The organism is Labrys wisconsinensis, assembly GCF_030814995.1.
Lineage (GTDB): Bacteria > Pseudomonadota > Alphaproteobacteria > Rhizobiales > Labraceae > Labrys > Labrys wisconsinensis.
In genome coordinates this window covers 1-16,231 of the sequence record NZ_JAUSVX010000025.1, presented here as the reverse complement: position 1 = coordinate 16,231, position 16,231 = coordinate 1, and the positions used below count along the sequence as shown (strand labels likewise).

General features: G+C 69.9%; 16 protein-coding genes. 9 read left to right on the top strand and 7 right to left on the bottom strand.

Annotation, left to right across the window (positions count from 1 at the left end; translation table 11 throughout):
* The first annotated feature begins 16 nt into the window (after window positions 1–16).
* The 6 genes from QO011_RS38370 to QO011_RS38345 all read left to right on the top strand — a co-directional run bounded on the left by QO011_RS38370 (window position 17) and on the right by QO011_RS38345 (window position 7,407).
* On the top strand, window positions 17–2,971 hold the full coding sequence (locus tag QO011_RS38370) for a 2-oxoglutarate dehydrogenase E1 component (RefSeq protein ID WP_307284675.1): 2,955 nt from the start codon (window positions 17–19) through the stop codon (window positions 2,969–2,971).
* A 17-nt stretch (window positions 2,972–2,988) separates the two neighbouring features.
* Entirely contained in the window at window positions 2,989–3,306 is a 318-nt protein-coding gene (locus QO011_RS38365) for a YciI family protein (RefSeq protein WP_307284671.1), read from the top strand.
* A gap of 27 nt (window positions 3,307–3,333) precedes the next feature.
* Entirely contained in the window at window positions 3,334–4,569 is a 1,236-nt protein-coding gene (gene odhB, locus QO011_RS38360; RefSeq protein ID WP_307284669.1) for a 2-oxoglutarate dehydrogenase complex dihydrolipoyllysine-residue succinyltransferase, read from the top strand.
* A 53-nt stretch (window positions 4,570–4,622) separates the two neighbouring features.
* Window positions 4,623–5,075 carry a DUF1579 family protein gene (locus tag QO011_RS38355; RefSeq protein ID WP_307284667.1) on the top strand — a complete coding sequence of 151 codons (453 nt, stop codon included), beginning with the start codon at window positions 4,623–4,625 and terminating at the stop codon, window positions 5,073–5,075.
* 19 nt (window positions 5,076–5,094) lie between these two features.
* Window positions 5,095–6,492 (top strand): dihydrolipoyl dehydrogenase, encoded by a 1,398-nt coding sequence (lpdA, locus tag QO011_RS38350; RefSeq protein WP_307284664.1) that lies wholly within the window; start codon window positions 5,095–5,097, stop codon window positions 6,490–6,492.
* 147 nt (window positions 6,493–6,639) lie between these two features.
* Window positions 6,640–7,407, top strand: a complete 768-nt coding sequence (locus QO011_RS38345) for a LolA family protein (protein ID WP_307284661.1) — start codon at window positions 6,640–6,642, stop codon at window positions 7,405–7,407.
* A gap of 29 nt (window positions 7,408–7,436) precedes the next feature.
* Here QO011_RS38345 and holA read toward each other — a convergent pair whose 3' ends face one another.
* The 3 genes from holA to leuS are packed head-to-tail and all read right to left on the bottom strand — an operon-like array spanning window position 7,437 to window position 11,655.
* Entirely contained in the window at window positions 7,437–8,462 is a 1,026-nt protein-coding gene (holA, locus tag QO011_RS38340; protein WP_307284655.1) for a DNA polymerase III subunit delta, read from the bottom strand.
* Window positions 8,463–8,510: 48 nt separating this feature from the next.
* Window positions 8,511–9,050 (bottom strand): LPS assembly lipoprotein LptE, encoded by a 540-nt coding sequence (locus tag QO011_RS38335; protein WP_307284652.1) that lies wholly within the window; start codon window positions 9,048–9,050, stop codon window positions 8,511–8,513.
* Window positions 9,037–11,655 (bottom strand): leucine--tRNA ligase, encoded by a 2,619-nt coding sequence (gene leuS, locus QO011_RS38330; RefSeq protein WP_307284913.1) that lies wholly within the window; start codon window positions 11,653–11,655, stop codon window positions 9,037–9,039. Before leuS ends, QO011_RS38335 begins: the two co-directional genes overlap by 14 nt.
* Before the next feature lie 216 nt (window positions 11,656–11,871).
* Here leuS and QO011_RS38325 point away from each other — a divergent pair, with 216 nt between their 5' ends.
* On the top strand, window positions 11,872–12,534 hold the full coding sequence (locus tag QO011_RS38325; protein ID WP_307284648.1) for a YggS family pyridoxal phosphate-dependent enzyme: 663 nt from the start codon (window positions 11,872–11,874) through the stop codon (window positions 12,532–12,534).
* Window positions 12,535–12,566: 32 nt separating this feature from the next.
* Here QO011_RS38325 and QO011_RS38320 read toward each other — a convergent pair whose 3' ends face one another.
* Entirely contained in the window at window positions 12,567–13,094 is a 528-nt protein-coding gene (locus tag QO011_RS38320; protein WP_307284645.1) for a L,D-transpeptidase family protein, read from the bottom strand.
* Window positions 13,095–13,199: 105 nt separating this feature from the next.
* On the opposite strand from QO011_RS38320, the gene QO011_RS38315 reads away from it, so the two are divergent.
* Together QO011_RS38315 and QO011_RS38310 are read left to right on the top strand one after the other, a co-directional pair.
* Complete coding sequence (locus QO011_RS38315; RefSeq protein ID WP_307284643.1) at window positions 13,200–13,886, top strand: response regulator transcription factor; 687 nt, start codon at window positions 13,200–13,202, stop codon at window positions 13,884–13,886.
* Window positions 13,887–13,905: 19 nt separating this feature from the next.
* Window positions 13,906–14,361, top strand: a complete 456-nt coding sequence (locus tag QO011_RS38310) for a cyclic nucleotide-binding domain-containing protein (RefSeq protein ID WP_307284641.1) — start codon at window positions 13,906–13,908, stop codon at window positions 14,359–14,361.
* Between the two features lie 42 nt (window positions 14,362–14,403).
* Here QO011_RS38310 and QO011_RS38305 read toward each other — a convergent pair whose 3' ends face one another.
* From QO011_RS38305 to QO011_RS38295, 3 genes are all read right to left on the bottom strand, one after another.
* On the bottom strand, window positions 14,404–15,144 hold the full coding sequence (locus QO011_RS38305) for an SDR family NAD(P)-dependent oxidoreductase (protein ID WP_307284639.1): 741 nt from the start codon (window positions 15,142–15,144) through the stop codon (window positions 14,404–14,406).
* A 66-nt stretch (window positions 15,145–15,210) separates the two neighbouring features.
* Window positions 15,211–15,939 (bottom strand): glycosyltransferase family 2 protein, encoded by a 729-nt coding sequence (locus QO011_RS38300; RefSeq protein ID WP_307284636.1) that lies wholly within the window; start codon window positions 15,937–15,939, stop codon window positions 15,211–15,213.
* Window positions 15,940–15,974: 35 nt separating this feature from the next.
* Window positions 15,975–16,231: hypothetical protein (locus tag QO011_RS38295; protein WP_307284630.1), on the bottom strand; the 257-nt coding region annotated here is incomplete at its 5' end.

The following is a 16,231-nucleotide window of genomic DNA, read 5'->3' as shown; positions in this document are numbered from 1 at the left end:
CCCAAGGATCGGGACCATGGATCGTCAAGACGACCTCAACGAACCGGGCTTCGCCTATGGCGGCGATGCCGCCTATCTCGAGGACCTCTACGCGCGCTACGAGGACAATCCCTCGTCCGTGAACGGAGAATGGGCCCGGTTCTTCTCCGGGCTCGCCGACGACAAGGCGGACGTGGAAAAGAACGCCCGCGGTGCGAGCTGGGCCAAGCCCAACTGGCCGATCGCCGCCAATGGCGAGATCGTCTCGGCCCTCGACGGCAATTGGGGCGTACTGGAGAAGGCGGTCGGCGAGAAGATCCGTGCCCGGGCGGAGAAGCAGGCACCGGCCGGCGTCACCGCGGCCGACCTGCAGAACGCCGCCCGCGATAGCGTGCGCGCCATCATGCTGATCCGCGCCTACCGCATGCGCGGCCATCTCCATGCCAATCTCGACCCGCTCGGCCTGGAGCAGGCCCGCGACCACGAGGAGCTCCACCCTTCCACCTACGGCTTCTCCGACGCGGACTGGGACCGCAAGATCTTCATCGACCATGTGCTCGGGCTGGAATTCGCCACCATCCGCGAGATCGTGGCGATCCTCGAGCGCACCTATTGCTCGACGCTCGGCATCGAGTTCATGCACATCTCCGATCCCGAGCAGAAGAGCTGGATCCAGCAGCGCATCGAGGGCGCCGACAAGGAGATCACCTTCACCCGCGAGGGCAAGCGGGCGATCCTGTCCAAGCTGATCGAGGCCGAGGGCTTCGAGAAGTTCCTCGACGTCAAGTACACCGGCACCAAGCGCTTCGGCCTCGACGGCGGCGAGTCGCTCATCCCCGCGCTCGAGCAGATCATCAAGCGCGGCGGCAATCTCGGCGTGAAGGAGATCGTGCTGGGCATGGCCCATCGCGGCCGCCTCAACGTGCTGACGCAGGTGATGGGCAAGCCGCACCGCGCCCTGTTCCACGAGTTCAAGGGCGGTTCCTACGCCCCCGACGACGTCGAGGGCTCGGGCGACGTCAAGTACCACCTCGGCGCCTCCTCGGACCGCGAGTTCGACGGCAACAAGGTGCACCTGTCGCTCACCGCCAACCCCTCGCACCTGGAGATCGTCGACCCCGTGGTGCTGGGCAAGGTCCGCGCCAAGCAGGACCAGCACAAGGACATCAGGGACCGCACCTCGGTCATGCCGCTGCTGCTGCACGGCGACGCCGCCTTTGCCGGCCAGGGCGTGGTGGCCGAAAGCCTCGGCCTGTCCGGCCTCAAGGGCCACCGCACCGGCGGCTCGATGCATGTCATCATCAACAACCAGATCGGCTTCACCACCTATCCGCGCTATTCCCGCTCTTCGCCCTATCCCTCCGACGTGGCGAAGATGATCGAGGCGCCGATCTTCCACGTGAACGGCGACGATCCCGAAGCGGTGGTGTTCGCCGCCAAGGTCGCGACCGAGTTCCGCCAGACCTTCCACAAGCCGGTGGTCATCGACATCTTCTGCTATCGCCGCTTCGGCCATAACGAAGGTGACGAGCCGGCCTTCACCCAGCCGCTGATGTATCGCAACATCCGCGCCCATCCCGGCGTGGTCGAGATCTATTCCAAGCGCCTGATCGAGGGCGGCGTCGTCACCCAGGGCGAGGTCGAGAAGATGAAGGCCGACTGGCGCGCGCGCCTGGAGGCCGAGCATGAGGCGGGCCAGGGCTACAAGCCCAACAAGGCCGACTGGCTCGACGGCCAATGGGCCGGCCTCAAGGCGGTCGCCGCCGACAGCGCCGACGACCCGCGCCGCGGCGCCACCGGCATCGACGTCGCCAAGCTGCGTGAGATCGGCACGGCGCTCACCACCGTGCCGGCCGACTTCAACGTCCACAAGACCATCCAGCGCTTCCTCGACACCCGCCGCAAGGCGATCGAGACGGGCGAGGGCATCGACTGGGCAACGGCGGAATCGCTGGCCTTCGGCTCGCTGGTCGAGGAGGGGCACCGCGTGCGCCTGTCCGGCCAGGACGTCGAGCGCGGCACTTTCTCGCAGCGCCATGCCGTGCTGATCGACCAGGAGACCGAGCGCCGCTACACCCCGCTCAAGAACATCCGTCCGGGGCAGGGCGCCTACGAGATCATCAACTCGATGCTCTCCGAAGAGGCGGTGCTCGGCTTCGAATACGGCTATTCCCTGGCCGAGCCCAAGGCGCTGGTGCTGTGGGAGGCCCAGTTCGGCGACTTCGCCAACGGTGCCCAGGTGGTGTTCGACCAGTTCATCTCCTCGGGCGAGCGCAAGTGGCTGCGCCTGTCCGGCCTGGTCTGCCTGCTGCCGCACGGCTATGAGGGCCAGGGGCCGGAGCACTCCTCCGCCCGCCTGGAGCGCTTCCTGCAGATGTGCGCGGAAGACAACATGCAGGTGGCGAACTGCACGACGCCGTCGAACTACTTCCACATCCTGCGCCGCCAGCTCAAGCGCGACATCCGCAAGCCGCTGGTGCTGATGACGCCGAAGTCGCTGCTGCGCCACAAGCGCTGCATCTCCAGGCTCGACGAGATGGGGGCCGACACCACCTTCCATCGCGTGCTGTGGGACGATGCCCAGATGGGCCGGGCGCCGACCAGGCTGGTGGCGGACGAGAAGATCCGCCGCGTGGTGCTGTGCACCGGCAAGGTCTATTACGACCTCCTGGAGGAGCGCGAGAAGCGCGGCATCGACGACATCTACCTCCTGCGCGTCGAGCAGCTCTATCCCTTCCCGCTCAAGGCGCTGGTGGCCGAGCTGTCGCGCTTCCGCAAGGCCGACGTGGTCTGGTGCCAGGAGGAGCCCAAGAACATGGGCGCCTGGTTCTTCGTCGAGCCCTATCTGGAATGGGTGCTGGCCCAGACCGGCAACAAGGTGAAGCGCGCCGCCTATGCCGGCCGTCCGGCCTCGGCCGCCACCGCCACCGGCCTGATGTCGAAGCACCTGGCCCAGCTGCAGGCCTTCCTGGACGAGGCGCTGACGGTCTGACCGTCGGCGGCAGCGCGATGCCCTATTTCCTCTGCAGGCTGAACCCGCCGCGACCGAGCTTCGCCTCCGACATGACGGAGGCGGAGGCGGCGCTGATGGCCCGCCATGCCGGGCATTTGCGGGACTGCGCGGCGAAGGGCACACTGCTGATCGCCGGCCCGGTCGCCGACCCCGCCGGCCCCTGGGGCCTCGGCGTGTTCCGGGCCGACAGCGAGGCGCAGATGCGCGTCCTGACCGGCACCGATCCGGTGATCCGGGCGGATGCCGGCTTCTCCTACGACATCTATCCCATGCTGAGCGCCATTGTGGGCCGGCCGAACCTTCAAGAAACGTGAGAGGACGCCCGTTCCGGGTGTGATGCGATGGCGACGGAAATCAAGGTCCCAACCCTGGGCGAGTCGGTCACGGAAGCCACCGTCGGCAAGTGGTTCAAGAAGCCGGGCGATGCCGTGCGCGCCGACGAGCCGCTGCTCGAGCTGGAAACCGACAAGGTGACGCTCGAGGTCAACGCCCCGGCCGCCGGCGTGCTCGGCGAGCTCATCGCCAAGGCCGGCGAGACCGTGACCCCGGGCGCCGTGCTCGGCACCATCGCCGCCGGAACGGGTGCTGCCGCCGAGGCTCCGAAGCCGGCCGCCGCTCCCGCGGCCAAGCCGGAGCCTGCGCCGGCCGCTCCCGCCACGCCGATGCCGCCCTCGCCCGCCGCCGCCAAGATCGCCGCCGACAAGGGCCTCGATCCCGCCGCGATCGAGGGCAGCGGCCGCCGCGGCCAGGTGCTGAAGGGCGACGTGCTCGCCGCCGCAGCGGCCCCTGCCGCCGCGCCCGCTCCGGCCCCTGCGCCCGCCGCTCCGACGCCGGTCGCCCCGCCCGCGCCGCGCATCGCGCCGCCGGCCGACGACGCCGCGCGCGAAGAGCGCGTGCGCATGACCAAGCTGCGCCAGACCATCGCCCGCCGCCTGAAGGAGGCGCAGGCCAACGCCGCCATGCTGACGACCTTCAACGAGGTCGACATGACCGCGGTCATGGCGCTGCGCAACCAGTACAAGGAGCTGTTCGAGAAGAAGCACGGCGTGAAGCTCGGCTTCATGTCCTTCTTCGTGCGCGCCTGCACCCAGGCGCTGAAGGAGATGCCGGCGGTCAATGGCGAGATCGACGGCCAGGACATCGTCTACAAGAACTATTACCACGTCGGCGTCGCCGTCGGCACCGACAAGGGCCTGGTCGTTCCGGTCATCCGCGACGCCGACCGGCTCGGCCTCGCCGGCATCGAGAAGACCATCGCCGATTTCGGCAAGCGCGCCCGCGACGGCCAGCTCAAGATCGAGGAGATGCAGGGCGGCACCTTCACCATCTCCAATGGCGGCGTCTACGGCTCGCTGATGTCGACGCCGATCCTCAACGCGCCGCAATCGGCCATCCTCGGCATGCACAAGATCCAGGAGCGGCCGATGGTGGTCGGCGGCCAGATCGTGGCGCGGCCGATGATGTACCTGGCGCTCTCCTACGATCACCGCATCATCGACGGCAAGGAGGCGGTGACCTTCCTGGTCCGGGTCAAGGAGAGCCTGGAGGATCCGGCGCGCCTGGTGCTCGACCTCTGATCCCGCGCCGGCCCCCACGGGTTGGGGGGCGGCATCGCGCAGGGGGCATCGCCATGCTGACGGAGCATCATCGCCTGCTGCACCGCCTCGCCGGCCGCTGGCGGGGCGCCGAGATGATGGCGACGACGCGCTGGGCGCCGGCCGGGCCGGCCGAGAGCGAGGCCGTCGCCGAGGTCGCCCTCGGCGGCACCCATGTCTTCCAGAGCTATCGCCAGGTGCGGGACGGGCGCACCGCCTTCGAGTCCCGCGCCGTCTTCGCCTGGGACGGCGAGCGCGAGCGCTTCGCCATGTTCCTGTTCGACACCATGGGCTTCGTGCCCGACGGTCCCGGCATCGGCGTGCGGGACGGGGACGGGCTGGAATTCACGCGCCGGTCGGCCCGCGGCGCCGGCCGCCATCGCTACGTCTTCGCGGATGAGGGCCGATACCGCCTCACGGTCGCCTTCGCGCCGGCGGGCGGCGACTGGACGGACATGCTGGAAGGCGACTATCAGCGACTTGATTAGCAGGATTGGAAACGCACGGATGCCCCACGATCTCCTCGTCATCGGAACCGGCCCCGGCGGCTATGTCTGCGCCATCCGCGCCGCCCAGCTCGGCCTGAATGTCGCCGTGGTGGAGAAGCGCAAGACCCATGGCGGGACCTGCCTCAATATCGGCTGCATCCCCTCCAAGGCGCTGCTGCATGCTTCCGAGCTGTTCGAGGAGGCCGGCCACGGCTTCAAGGCTTTCGGCATCGAGGTGCCGGCGCCGGCTCTCAACCTGCCGCGCCTGATGCAGCACAAGCAGGAGACCGTCGACGCCAACGTCAACGGCGTCGGCTTCCTGCTCAAGAAGAACAAGATCGCGGTCTATGCCGGCGCGGGCACCATCCTGGCTCCCGGCAAGGTCGAGGTCACGGCCGAGGACGGGTCGAAGCAGGTGGTCGAGGCCAAGTCCATCGTCATCGCCACGGGCTCCGACGTGGCCCAGCTGCCCGGCGTGACCATCGACGAGAAGGTCGTCGTCTCCTCCACCGGCGCGCTGGAGCTGGCGGCGGTGCCCAAGACGCTGGTGGTGATCGGCGCCGGCGTCATCGGCCTCGAGCTCGGCTCGGTCTGGCGCCGCCTCGGCGCCGGCGTCACCGTGATCGAATATCTCGACCGCATCCTGCCGGGCATGGACGGCGAGGTCGCCAAGCAGTTCCAGCGCATGCTGCAGAAGCAGGGCTTCGTCTTCAAGCTCGCCAGCAAGGTCACCGGCGTCACCGTCGAGGGCGCCGGGGCGAGCGTCACGCTGGAGCCGGTTGCCGGCGGCGCCGCCGAGACCATCGCCGCCGACATCGTGCTGGTGGCGACCGGGCGCCGGCCCTACACCGAGGGCCTGGGGCTGGAGGCCGCGGGCGTCGCCCTGGACAGGGGGCGGGTCGTGATCGACGACCAGTTCCGCACCAATGTGCCGGGCATCTACGCCATCGGCGATGTGGTGCGCGGCCCGATGCTGGCCCACAAGGCCGAGGACGAGGGCATGGCCTGCGCCGAGATCCTGGCCGGCCAGCACGGCCATGTGAACTACGACGTCATTCCCGGCGTGGTCTACACCTTCCCGGAGGTCGCGGCGGTCGGCAAGACCGAGGAGGAGCTGAAGGCGGCCGGCATCGCCTACAAGGTCGGCAAGTTCCCGTTCATGGCCAATGGCCGGGCGCGCGCCAACCGCACCACCGACGGCTTCGTCAAGGTGCTGGCCGATGCGGCGACCGACCGGGTGCTCGGCGTCCACATCGTCGGCGCCGGCGCCGGCGAGATGATCGCCGAGGCGGCGGTGCTGATGGAGTTCGGCGGCTCCTCCGAAGACCTCGCCCGCACCTGCCACGCCCATCCCACCATGTCGGAGGCGGTGAAGGAGGCGGCGCTTGCCGTGGAGGGGCGCGCGATCCATATCTAAGGCTGGAGATGCCGGGTGCGCCGGCTGTTCCGGCAGGATGCGCGTCCGGCGCTTTTCCGGTGTAGATTGTGGCGCGGCATGTGGCTTCGAGGCCGCGAAACGGCCATCAAGGCTGCGTATCCCGGTTCCCGTTGATCGGAGTGTTCGATGCCGTCTGTCAGGACTCTTGCCTTCGTCGCCGGACTGACCGCGCTCGCCGGGTCCGCTTTCGCGGGTTTCGCCCAGGCCCAGACCGACGCGGCGACGCCGTTGCCGCCCAGTCGACCGCCGGCGGCTGCGCAGGAGCAGGTCGCCGGGGCCGCGCCGGCCATCAAGCCGCCGCCGGCGATCGGCGCGGTGCCCATCGTGGCGCTCGGGCCGTTCGATCCCGGCGCCATCACCCCGGCGCAGGCGCAGGCCATCCGCGGCGTCAACGCCTATCTCAATTCCGTGCGCGTGATGAGCGGCTCCTTCACCCAGCTCGCGCCGGACGGCACCCGCAGCTCCGGTCAGTTCTGGGTGTCGAAGCCCGGCAAGCTGCGTTTCCAATATGCGCCCCCCTCGCCGCTGGAATTGATCGCCGACGGTCGTTCGGTGGCGGTGCGCAATCGCAAGGACAACACCCAGGACCTCTACTTCATCAGCCAGACGCCGCTGCGCTTCCTGCTGGCCGACAGCATCAATCTGATCCAGGACGCTTCGCTCATCGGCCTCTACGGCGACAAGGATTCGGTGACCGTGACGCTGGAGGAGAAGTCGTCCATCGGCGGCTCGGCGCGCCTCTCGCTGATGTTCTCGGCGAAGGACTATGCCCTGAAGCAGTGGACGATCACCGACGCGCAGGGCTACGACACCACCGTGTCGATCTACGACGTCGACACCAAGTCGCAGCCCAACAACAAGCTGTTCTACATCAACGAGCAGCGCACGCTCTGAGCGCCTCGGCGCCGCCGGGCGAGCGCGCCTCAGCGCCGCCGCGGCTTCGTCGTCAGCGCGATCCGCATCAGCGCCCTTGAGGTCAGCGCCTCGCCGAGCGCGGTGTTGCGGCGCGCTTCCAGCACGGTCGAGGCGAGGTCGGCGACGATGCGCTCGAGCCGGTCCGCGGTCAGGGCCGCCAGCTGGGCGCCGATGCCGGCCTTGCGGCGGAAATGCAACTGCGCGCCCTCGACCACGCTGGCCGCCGGACGCCCCTTGTCGACCTCGCCGCGCAGGCGGTGCAGCAGCATGGCGTGGCGCAGCGTCGCGCCGGCGAGGACGGAGGGATTGACCTCCTCGCTCCAGGCCTTGGCCAGCGTCACGTCGAGCGCGTCGGTGCGGCCGGAAAAGGCGGCGTCGATGATCTCGTCGGTGGCGAGCAGGCTGGCATCGCCCACCACCGCCTCGACGTCGGAGAGCTCGATGCGCCCGGCGCCGTGGGCGTAGAGCGTGAGCTTGCGCACCTCGGCGCGCGAGGCCAGCCGGTCGCCGCCGAGCAGGCCGAGCAGCGCCTCCCGCGCCTCGGGCGCGATGGCGAGCCCGGCCGCGGCGGTCTCCTCGGCGATGATCTGGCCGATATTCGCCGCCTCGTCGCCATAGCAGGCGAGCACCGCGCCGGCACGGGCCCTCTCCATCAGCCCGACCAGCGGGGCCGACTTCTTCCAGTCGCCGCCCTCGATCACCACCCGGCAGTCCGTCGGCGGGTTCGCCAGCAACGGCTCGACCGCCGGCACCAGGTTGCGCCCGCCCGCCCGCACCCAGACCGCCCGCCGGCCGCCGAACAGCGGCACGGTGAAGGCCTCGTCGGCGAGGCGCGCCGGGTCCGCCGCGATGTCGTCGCCGTCGAGCTTGACCATCTGGAAGGGGTCGGCGGCGTCGTCGACCGAGACCGCGACCAGGGCCTTGGCCCGCTCGCTGACGAGGCCGGTGTCGGGGCCGTAGACGAGCACGACCGCATACTGCGCGTCGGGCTTGCGGACGAAGGCGTCGGCGGCGCGCGGCTGGATCGCCGTCATGTCAGGACCTGCCGGGCAGAAGCCCGCCGGCTCGCTCCGGACGGATCGTCACCGGGTGGCCAGGTAGATCGCCACGCGCGTCTTGATCGCGTCGGCCAGCACCTCGGCCGCGCCGTTCTCCGCATCGCGCGCGGCGCGGACGGCGGCGAAGCGCTGCAGGCTGCGGTCATAGGCCTTGCGCGCATAGTTCTTGCCGGTCAGGACCGGCGTCTTCGAGCCCACCGGGGTGAGCGTGAACTCGCCGGAGACGGTCACCGCGTCGACCTGCGGCTCGTTGGTCTCGGCATCGACGATCAGGTCGGACTGGTTCGAGCGGACGTCGAGGCTCAGCGTATAGGCTGGCGTCCCCGCCTCGCCGCCGCCGGTAAGGGCGAATTGCAGGTTGTTGCGCACCTGCTGGGCCACCCTGGCATCGCGCGAGCCGACCGCGATCGGCGTCACCTCGACGGAGGCCATCTTCTCCGTCAGGCCCGGGCCGCCCGAGGCGGGCTCCGCATACATCGGCCGGAAGCAGCCCGCCAGCGCCAGCGTTGACAGGAGCGCGAGGACGGGCAGCGCGGGACGGCTGGAACGGTCAGACGACGACATTCACGATCCTTCCGGGCACGACGATGATCTTCTTGACCGGCTTGCCTTCCAGGGCGCGCTGCACGGCGTCGAGCGCCAGCACCGCCGCCTCGATCTCGTTTTGCGCCGCGGCCTTGGGCACCGTCAAGTCCGCGCGCTTGCGCCCGTTGACCTGCACCGGCAGGGTGACGGTGTCGTCCTCCAGCAGGGCGGGATCGGCGGCCGGCCAGGCGGCCTCCGCCACCAGGCCGGCGGCGCCGAGCGCGCTCCAGCACTCCTCGGCGAGGTGGGGCATCATCGGCGCGATCAGCTGCACCAGGATGGTCGCCGCCTCGCGCAGCGCCTGCGGCATGCCCTCGGCCGGGGCGCCCTCGGCGGCCACGGCCGTGCCGAGCGCGTTGGCCAGCGTGTAGACATGGGCGACGCAGCGGTTGAACGCCAGGCGCTCGAGGTCGGCATCCACCGCCGCCAGCGCCCGGTGCGCCGCCTTGCGCACCGCCAGCGCCTCCTCGCCATATCGGGCCGGCGGGGCCGAGGCCGGCGCCTTGGCCGCGACCTCGTTGACCAGGCGCCAGACGCGCTGCACGAAGCGGCCGGCGCCCTGGACGCCTTCCTCGGTCCAGATCACGTCGCGGTCGGGCGGGGAATCCGACAGCATGAACCAGCGGGCGGTGTCGGCGCCGTAGTCGGCGATGATGTCGTCGGGGTCGACGACGTTGCGCTTCGACTTCGACATCTTCTCGATCGGACCGATCCGGATCGGCTCGCCCGTGCTCAGGCTGACGGCATGGCGCGCCTCGCCTTCGCCGCCGATCCTGACCTCGGAGGGCAGCACATAGGCCCCTTCCGTGTCGCGATAGGTCTCGTGCACCACCATGCCCTGGGTGAACAGCCCCTTGAACGGCTCGTCCAGCCCGGCATGGCCGGTCTTGCGCATCGCCCGGACGAAGAAGCGGCTGTAGAGCAGGTGCAGGATCGCATGCTCGATGCCGCCGATATACTGGTCGACCGGCAGCCAGCGGTCCACTTCCGAGCGCGTGGTCGGCGCGGTCTCGTTCCAGGGATCGGTGAAGCGGGCGAAGTACCAGGACGAATCGACGAAGGTATCCATCGTGTCGGTCTCGCGCCGGGCCTCCCGTCCGCATTGCGGGCAGGCGACGTGCCGCCAGGTCGGATGGCGGTCGAGCGGGTTGCCCGGCTTGTCGAAGGTGACGTCCTCCGGCAGCTTGACCGGCAGGTCCTTCTTGGGCACCGGCACGACGCCGCAGGTCTCGCAATGGATGACCGGGATCGGGCAGCCCCAGTAGCGCTGGCGCGAGACGCCCCAGTCGCGCAGGCGGAAATTGACCTTGCGCTCGGCCACCGGCATGTTGCCGCGCACTTCGCTCTCCAGCCGCCGCGCCACCTCCTCCTTGGCCTGCGCCACCGTCAGCCCATCGAGGAAGCGCGAATTGATCATCCGCCCGTCGCCGTCATAGGCGATCTCGTCGATCATGTAGGTTTCGGGATCGGCGCCCTCGGGACAGACCACCGGCACCACGCCCAGGCCGTATTTGTCGGCGAATTCCAGGTCGCGCTGGTCGTGGCCCGGGCAGCCGAAGATGGCGCCGGTGCCGTAGTCCATCAGGATGAAGTTGGCGACATAGACCGGCAGTTCCCAATGCGGGTCGAACGGGTGCAGCGCCCGGATGCCGGTGTCGTAGCCCTTCTTCTCCGCGGTCTCGATCGCCTCCAGCGCCGTGCCGGTGCGCTTGCAATCCTCGATGAAGGCGGCGAGCGCCGGATCCCTGGCTGCGGCGGCCTGGGCCAGGGGGTGGTCGGGGGCGATCGCCATGAACTTGGCGCCGAACAGCGTGTCGGGCCGCGTGGTGTAGATCGTGAGCTCGTTCTCGCCCTGCGGCGTGGTCTGCGGCGCGAGGGCGAAGCGGACCTGCAGGCCCTCGGAGCGGCCGATCCAGTTCTTCTGCATCAGCCGGACCTTCTCCGGCCAGCGGTCGAGCCCGTCGAGCGCCGACAGCAGGTCCTCCGAATAGTCGGTGATCTTCAGGAACCATTGCGTCAGCTCGCGCTGCTCCACCAGCGCGCCCGAGCGCCAGCCGCGCCCGTCGATCACCTGCTCGTTGGCGAGCACGGTCTGGTCCTCCGGGTCCCAGTTGACCTTGGAGACCTTCCGCTCGACCAGCCCGTTGGCGAGGAAGTCCAGGAACATCGCCTGCTGGTGCTTGTAGTAGGACGGGTCGCAGGTCGCGATCTCGCGGCTCCAGTCCAGCGACAGGCCCATGGACTTGAGCTGCGCCTTCATGGTGGCGATGTTGGCATAGGTCCAGGTCGCCGGATGCGACTTGTTCTGCATCGCCGCGTTCTCGGCCGGCATGCCGAAGGCGTCCCAGCCCATGGGGTGCAGCACGTTGAATCCCTTGGCGCGCTTGTAGCGGGCCAGGGCGTCGCCCATGGTGTAGTTGCGGACATGGCCCATATGGATGCGCCCCGAGGGGTAGGGGAACATCTCCAGCACGTAGTAGCGCGCGCGCGGGTCGTCGTTGCGGGTCTCGAAGATCGCCTTGTCCGCCCAGGCCTTCTGCCACCTGGGCTCGGTCTCGCGCGCGTTGTAGCGTTGGGTGGTCATCTCGTCCGGCTCGAAGCACTGCGGGGCGGGCACGCCCGTTTCATGACAGGCTCTTAGCGTCCGCGGCGCGCCGGCGCCAGAGGCTGGGGCCCGTAGGGCCGCGAGGAGACGCGCGATTCTCGCCGGTTGGGGCTGCCCCGCACCGGCCGCCACGGGCCGGTAGCCAGGAGCGCGGCCGGCGACTATCAATCGCGGGCAGAGTCGCGAGCCGCCGCCATGTCAGAAGCCCCCGCCCGCCTTGTCCAGATCCGCGCCGTCATCGCCCGGGCCGAGACCGATGCCGGCCGCGCCCCGGGATCCGTGGCGCTGGTCGCGGTGTCCAAGACCTTCGAGGCGCCCGACATCGAGCCCGTGCTCGCCGCGGGCCAGCGCATCTTCGGCGAGAACCGCGTCCAGGAGGCGCAGCGCAAATGGCCGGCCCTGCGCGAGCGCTGGCCGGATGTCGAGCTGCACCTGATCGGCCCGCTGCAGTCCAACAAGGCCAGGGAGGCGGTGGCGCTGTTCGACGCCATCCACACCGTCGATCGCCCGTCGTTGGCGGCGGCGCTGGCCAGGGAGATCGCCCGGCAGGGCCGCGCCCCGCGCCTCCTGGTCCAGGTCAACACCGGCGAGGAGGCGCAGAAGGCCGGCGTCGCCCCGCAGGATGCCGACGCCTTCCTCGCCGCCTGCCGCGGCGAGCACGGCCTTCCCGTCGCCGGGCTGATGTGCATCCCGCCGGTCGACCAGGCGCCGGGGCCGCATTTCGCGCTCCTGGCCGAGATCGCCAGGCGCAACGGCCTCTCCATGCTGTCGATGGGCATGTCCGCCGATTTCGAGACGGCGATCGAGCTCGGCGCCACCCATGTGCGCGTCGGCAGCGCCATCTTCGGCCATCGATGAGCGGCGAGATCGGGCGGGCCTGAGGCGCCGGCTCAGCCGATCGTCATGACAGCCCGGCGGGAGAGGCGCGGCAGCACCTTGCGGAACACCGCCGGGTCGACCGCGACGCAGCCGGCGGTCGGCGTCCCCGCCTCGCGGCAGAGGTGCCAGAAGATGGCGCTGCCGCGGCCCTTGCGCACCGGGCCGTCGTTCCAGCCGAGCGGCACCACCACGTCGTAGAGCCGGTCGGCCCGCCACAGGCACTCCTGCGCCGAGCCGGGCGGGCGGCGGATCCGCTGGTTGTAGCGCCGGTCGGCGGGGTCGTCGCACCAGGCGTCGTCGCGACGGGTGGCGCGGAAGGGCAGGAGGCTCGGCACGCGCGGACCCCGGTCGGGGCGCTGGATCTGGCCGCGCAGCGCCAGCCTGGCCCGCGGCGTACCGCCGTCGCCCTCGCGCTTGGCGACGACGATGCCGCCGCGGCCCAGCACGCAGGGATAGGCGACGCCGCCCAGGCTCAGGATGCCGCGGCAGCGGTCCGTCGGCCTGGCATGCACCCGGATTTTGGCTATGCGACGCTTCATGTCATGCATATCCCTGTCGAAAGACCGCGTGTGCCATTTCACAAATCACCGCGACTCCCTGCATGATGTATGTCAACACGCCGTAAAGCATGAACGAGTTTCAAGATGTCCGGCAGCCGCAAGATCCTGATCGTCGACGATGAAGGCGAATTGCGCTCGGCCCTGGCCGAGCAACTGGCGCTCTACGACGAATTCGAGATCGTCCAGGCGGAGTCGGCGACCAGGGCGGTGCAAGCCGCGAAGACAGATCATCTCGACCTCGTCATCATGGATGTCGGCATGCCAGACATGGACGGGCGCGAGGCAGTCCGGCTGATGCGCAAGAACGGCTTCAAGGCGCCGGTCATCATGCTGACCGGCCATGATTCCGATTCCGATACCATTCTCGGCCTGGAGGCCGGTGCCAACGACTATGTCACAAAGCCTTTCCGCTTCGCGGTGCTGCTGGCGCGCGTGCGTGCGCATCTGCGCCAGCACGAGACCAGCGAGGACGCCATTTTCACCGTCGGGCCCTTCACCTTCAAGCCGGCCTCCAAGCTGCTGCTGACCGACAAGGGTGCCAAGGTCCGGCTGACCGAGAAGGAGACCTCGATCCTGCGCTATCTCTACCGATCGGGCCAGAAGGCGGTGCCGCGCGAGGTGCTGCTGCAGGAAGTGTGGGGCTACAATTCCGGCGTGACCACCCACACGCTGGAGACGCATATCTACCGCTTGCGCCAGAAGATCGAGAAGGATCCGTCCAACGCCGCGCTCCTCGTCACCGAGGGTGGCGGCTACAAGCTGGTGCCCTAGTGCCGGTGAGCGAGCGCTGATGGCCCTGGACGACGACATCGCTCTGCTGGCGCGCGTGCCGGTGCTCGGCGGCATGGGGCGCGAGGCGCTGCGTCTCCTGGCCTTCGCCGCCGAGACGCGCCAGCTGCGCACCGGCGACGTGCTGTTCCGCAAGGACGACACGTCCGATTCCGGCTATGTCGTCGCGATGGGCACGGTCGCCATGCTCGACGAGGGCGGCCAGGACGCCGCGCTGGTCGGTCCGGGCGCGCTGATCGGCGAGCTGGCGCTGATCTCCGAGACCCGGCGTCCGGCCACCGCCGTCGCCCGCGAGCCGACCACGGTGCTGCGCATCTCGCGGCCGATGTTCCGGCGCACCCTGGAGGAATATCCGCAGGTCGCCCAGCGCCTGGCGGGCGCCCTGCGCGAGCGTGTGCTGGGCATGTCGAAAGACCTGTCCGCCGTGAGGCGCCGGCTCACCGATCTCGACGAGTGACCGGCCATCCCCGCATCGCTGCGCCGGCCGGGACGGCAGAGCTCACCAGGGCAATTCCTGCCCGTCCCTGAAGAGGCCGCCCGACGGGCCGCCTTCGGGCAGGGTCGCGGCCCAGACCACGCCGGCGGCGCCCTCGGCCACCGGCCGCGCACCGGCCTCGGCGGCGCCGGCATGGCTGGCGATGCGGCCGGGGCAGACCGCGTTGACCAGGATCGGCGTTCCCGCCAGGGCGGCTGCCATCTTCATCGTCATGGCGTTCTGGGCGGCCTTCGACACGGCATAGCCCCCCATCACGGCGCCGCGCCGGGCCATGCCGCCGCTGGCGTTGAACGAAGCCGCCTCGCTGGAGACGTTGACGATGCGCGGCCGGGCACTGTTGCGCAGCAGCGGCTCCAGCATGCGGATCATCCGCCAGGGGCCGAACAGGTTGACCTCCAGCGCCTGGCGCACCTCGTCGAAGTCCGCGGTGAGGGTGGGAGCCTGCAGGTCGGGGGCGAGGCCGGCATTGTTGATCAGCACGTCGAGGCGCCCGAAATGATGGTGCAGCGTCGCCACCAGCGCCGAAGCGCTGGCCTCGCTGGCGACGTCGAGGGCATGGGCGCGCACGTCGTGGCCCTCGGCCCGCAGCATCGCCGCGTTGACCTCCGCGGCGCCGGCATCGCGCGCGGTGAGGAACACCACGAAGCCGCGCCGGGCGAGCTGGCGGGCGACCTCGAAGCCGAGGCCTTCCTTGCGGCTCGCGCCGGTGACCACGGCGACCCCGGCGCTGGTTTCATTGGTCATGCCACCCCCGATTCGATGCCCGCCCATATAGTCGGACGCGAGCGCCGCCGTCACCCCTGCGCTCTCTCAGGCCTGCTGCTCGCGGGCGATGCCCTCGTGGTTCTTGAGCGCGATGCCGGTGAGGCCGTGCTTGGCGCAGAGCCGGGCGAGGTCGGCCCGGCGCGCGGCCTCGTTCGCCGCGGCCGAGACGCTGTCGCCGCGGGCCGAGATGCACACGCCTTCGCCGCCGGACTCGAAGAAGGGCAGGCCGGCGGCTGCGATGCGCAGGTACCAGTCCCAGTCCCAATAATAGGGCAGGGCCTCGTCGAAGGGGCCGAGCCGCCGGTGCAGGGCGCGATCATAGGCGATGCCGGGGATCAGGAGCTTGTTGTCGCGCCTGAGGCTCACGGCGTCCGCCTGCGCCCGGAACGGCAGGACCTCCTCGGGCCGGTCCGGCCCTTCGGCGACGATGCGGCCGGAGGCATAGGCGAGGCCCTCGCCGCGGAAGGCCGCGAGGAGGCCGCCGAGATGGCCGGCATCGTCCCACCAGTCGTCGTCGTCGAGGAAGGCGATATAGGTGCCGGAGGCCGCGCCGACGCCCATGTTGCGGGCCGGGACCTGGCCGGCGCCGCCGGTCACCAGGGTGGTGATCGGGCAGAAATCGAAGCCGCGCGCCACCTGCGCGCCGTCGCCGGCACCGTCGTCGACCACGATCAGCTCGATGTCGCGGAAGGTCTGGCTGCGCACCGCGCCGATCGCCCGCACGAGCAGGCCGGGCCGGTCGCGGGTCGGGATGACGACGCTGATCTGGGGCATGGACGGTGGGGTGCAAGGCGGCGGGCCGCGCATCATCACCATATTCGCCGTGTCCTCGCCAGTACGATGGCGGAAGCGGTCCGAAGAAACGTGATTGATCCGACAAAAAAGCCATTGCGCCCGGCAAAGTCGTAGGGCGATAATCCCGTCCACAACAAAACGTCCCGCGACCGGAGCCCGCCGGCGCAGGGATGTCCGGGAGGAAGATCGATGGCGTTGCTCGACCTTCGCAAGGTTTCGAAGAGTTTTGGAGCGATCAAGGCGCTGACGGATGTGGAGTTCTCGGTGGATC

Coding starts and splice junctions, on each gene's coding strand:
- lpdA (WP_307284664.1), top strand. CDS start 5,095: ATGCCCCACGATCTCCTCGTCATCGGAACCGGCCCCGGCGGCTATGTC.
- QO011_RS38305 (WP_307284639.1), bottom strand. CDS start 15,144: ATGACCAATGAAACCAGCGCCGGGGTCGCCGTGGTCACCGGCGCGAGC.
- QO011_RS38320 (WP_307284645.1), bottom strand. CDS start 13,094: ATGAAGCGTCGCATAGCCAAAATCCGGGTGCATGCCAGGCCGACGGAC.
- QO011_RS38365 (WP_307284671.1), top strand. CDS start 2,989: ATGCCCTATTTCCTCTGCAGGCTGAACCCGCCGCGACCGAGCTTCGCC.
- QO011_RS38345 (WP_307284661.1), top strand. CDS start 6,640: ATGCCGTCTGTCAGGACTCTTGCCTTCGTCGCCGGACTGACCGCGCTC.
- QO011_RS38300 (WP_307284636.1), bottom strand. CDS start 15,939: ATGCCCCAGATCAGCGTCGTCATCCCGACCCGCGACCGGCCCGGCCTG.
- QO011_RS38355 (WP_307284667.1), top strand. CDS start 4,623: ATGCTGACGGAGCATCATCGCCTGCTGCACCGCCTCGCCGGCCGCTGG.
- QO011_RS38310 (WP_307284641.1), top strand. CDS start 13,906: ATGGCCCTGGACGACGACATCGCTCTGCTGGCGCGCGTGCCGGTGCTC.
- QO011_RS38325 (WP_307284648.1), top strand. CDS start 11,872: ATGTCAGAAGCCCCCGCCCGCCTTGTCCAGATCCGCGCCGTCATCGCC.
- QO011_RS38315 (WP_307284643.1), top strand. CDS start 13,200: ATGTCCGGCAGCCGCAAGATCCTGATCGTCGACGATGAAGGCGAATTG.
- holA (WP_307284655.1), bottom strand. CDS start 8,462: ATGACGGCGATCCAGCCGCGCGCCGCCGACGCCTTCGTCCGCAAGCCC.
- QO011_RS38370 (WP_307284675.1), top strand. CDS start 17: ATGGATCGTCAAGACGACCTCAACGAACCGGGCTTCGCCTATGGCGGC.
- QO011_RS38335 (WP_307284652.1), bottom strand. CDS start 9,050: ATGTCGTCGTCTGACCGTTCCAGCCGTCCCGCGCTGCCCGTCCTCGCG.
- leuS (WP_307284913.1), bottom strand. CDS start 11,655: ATGACCACCCAACGCTACAACGCGCGCGAGACCGAGCCCAGGTGGCAG.
- odhB (WP_307284669.1), top strand. CDS start 3,334: ATGGCGACGGAAATCAAGGTCCCAACCCTGGGCGAGTCGGTCACGGAA.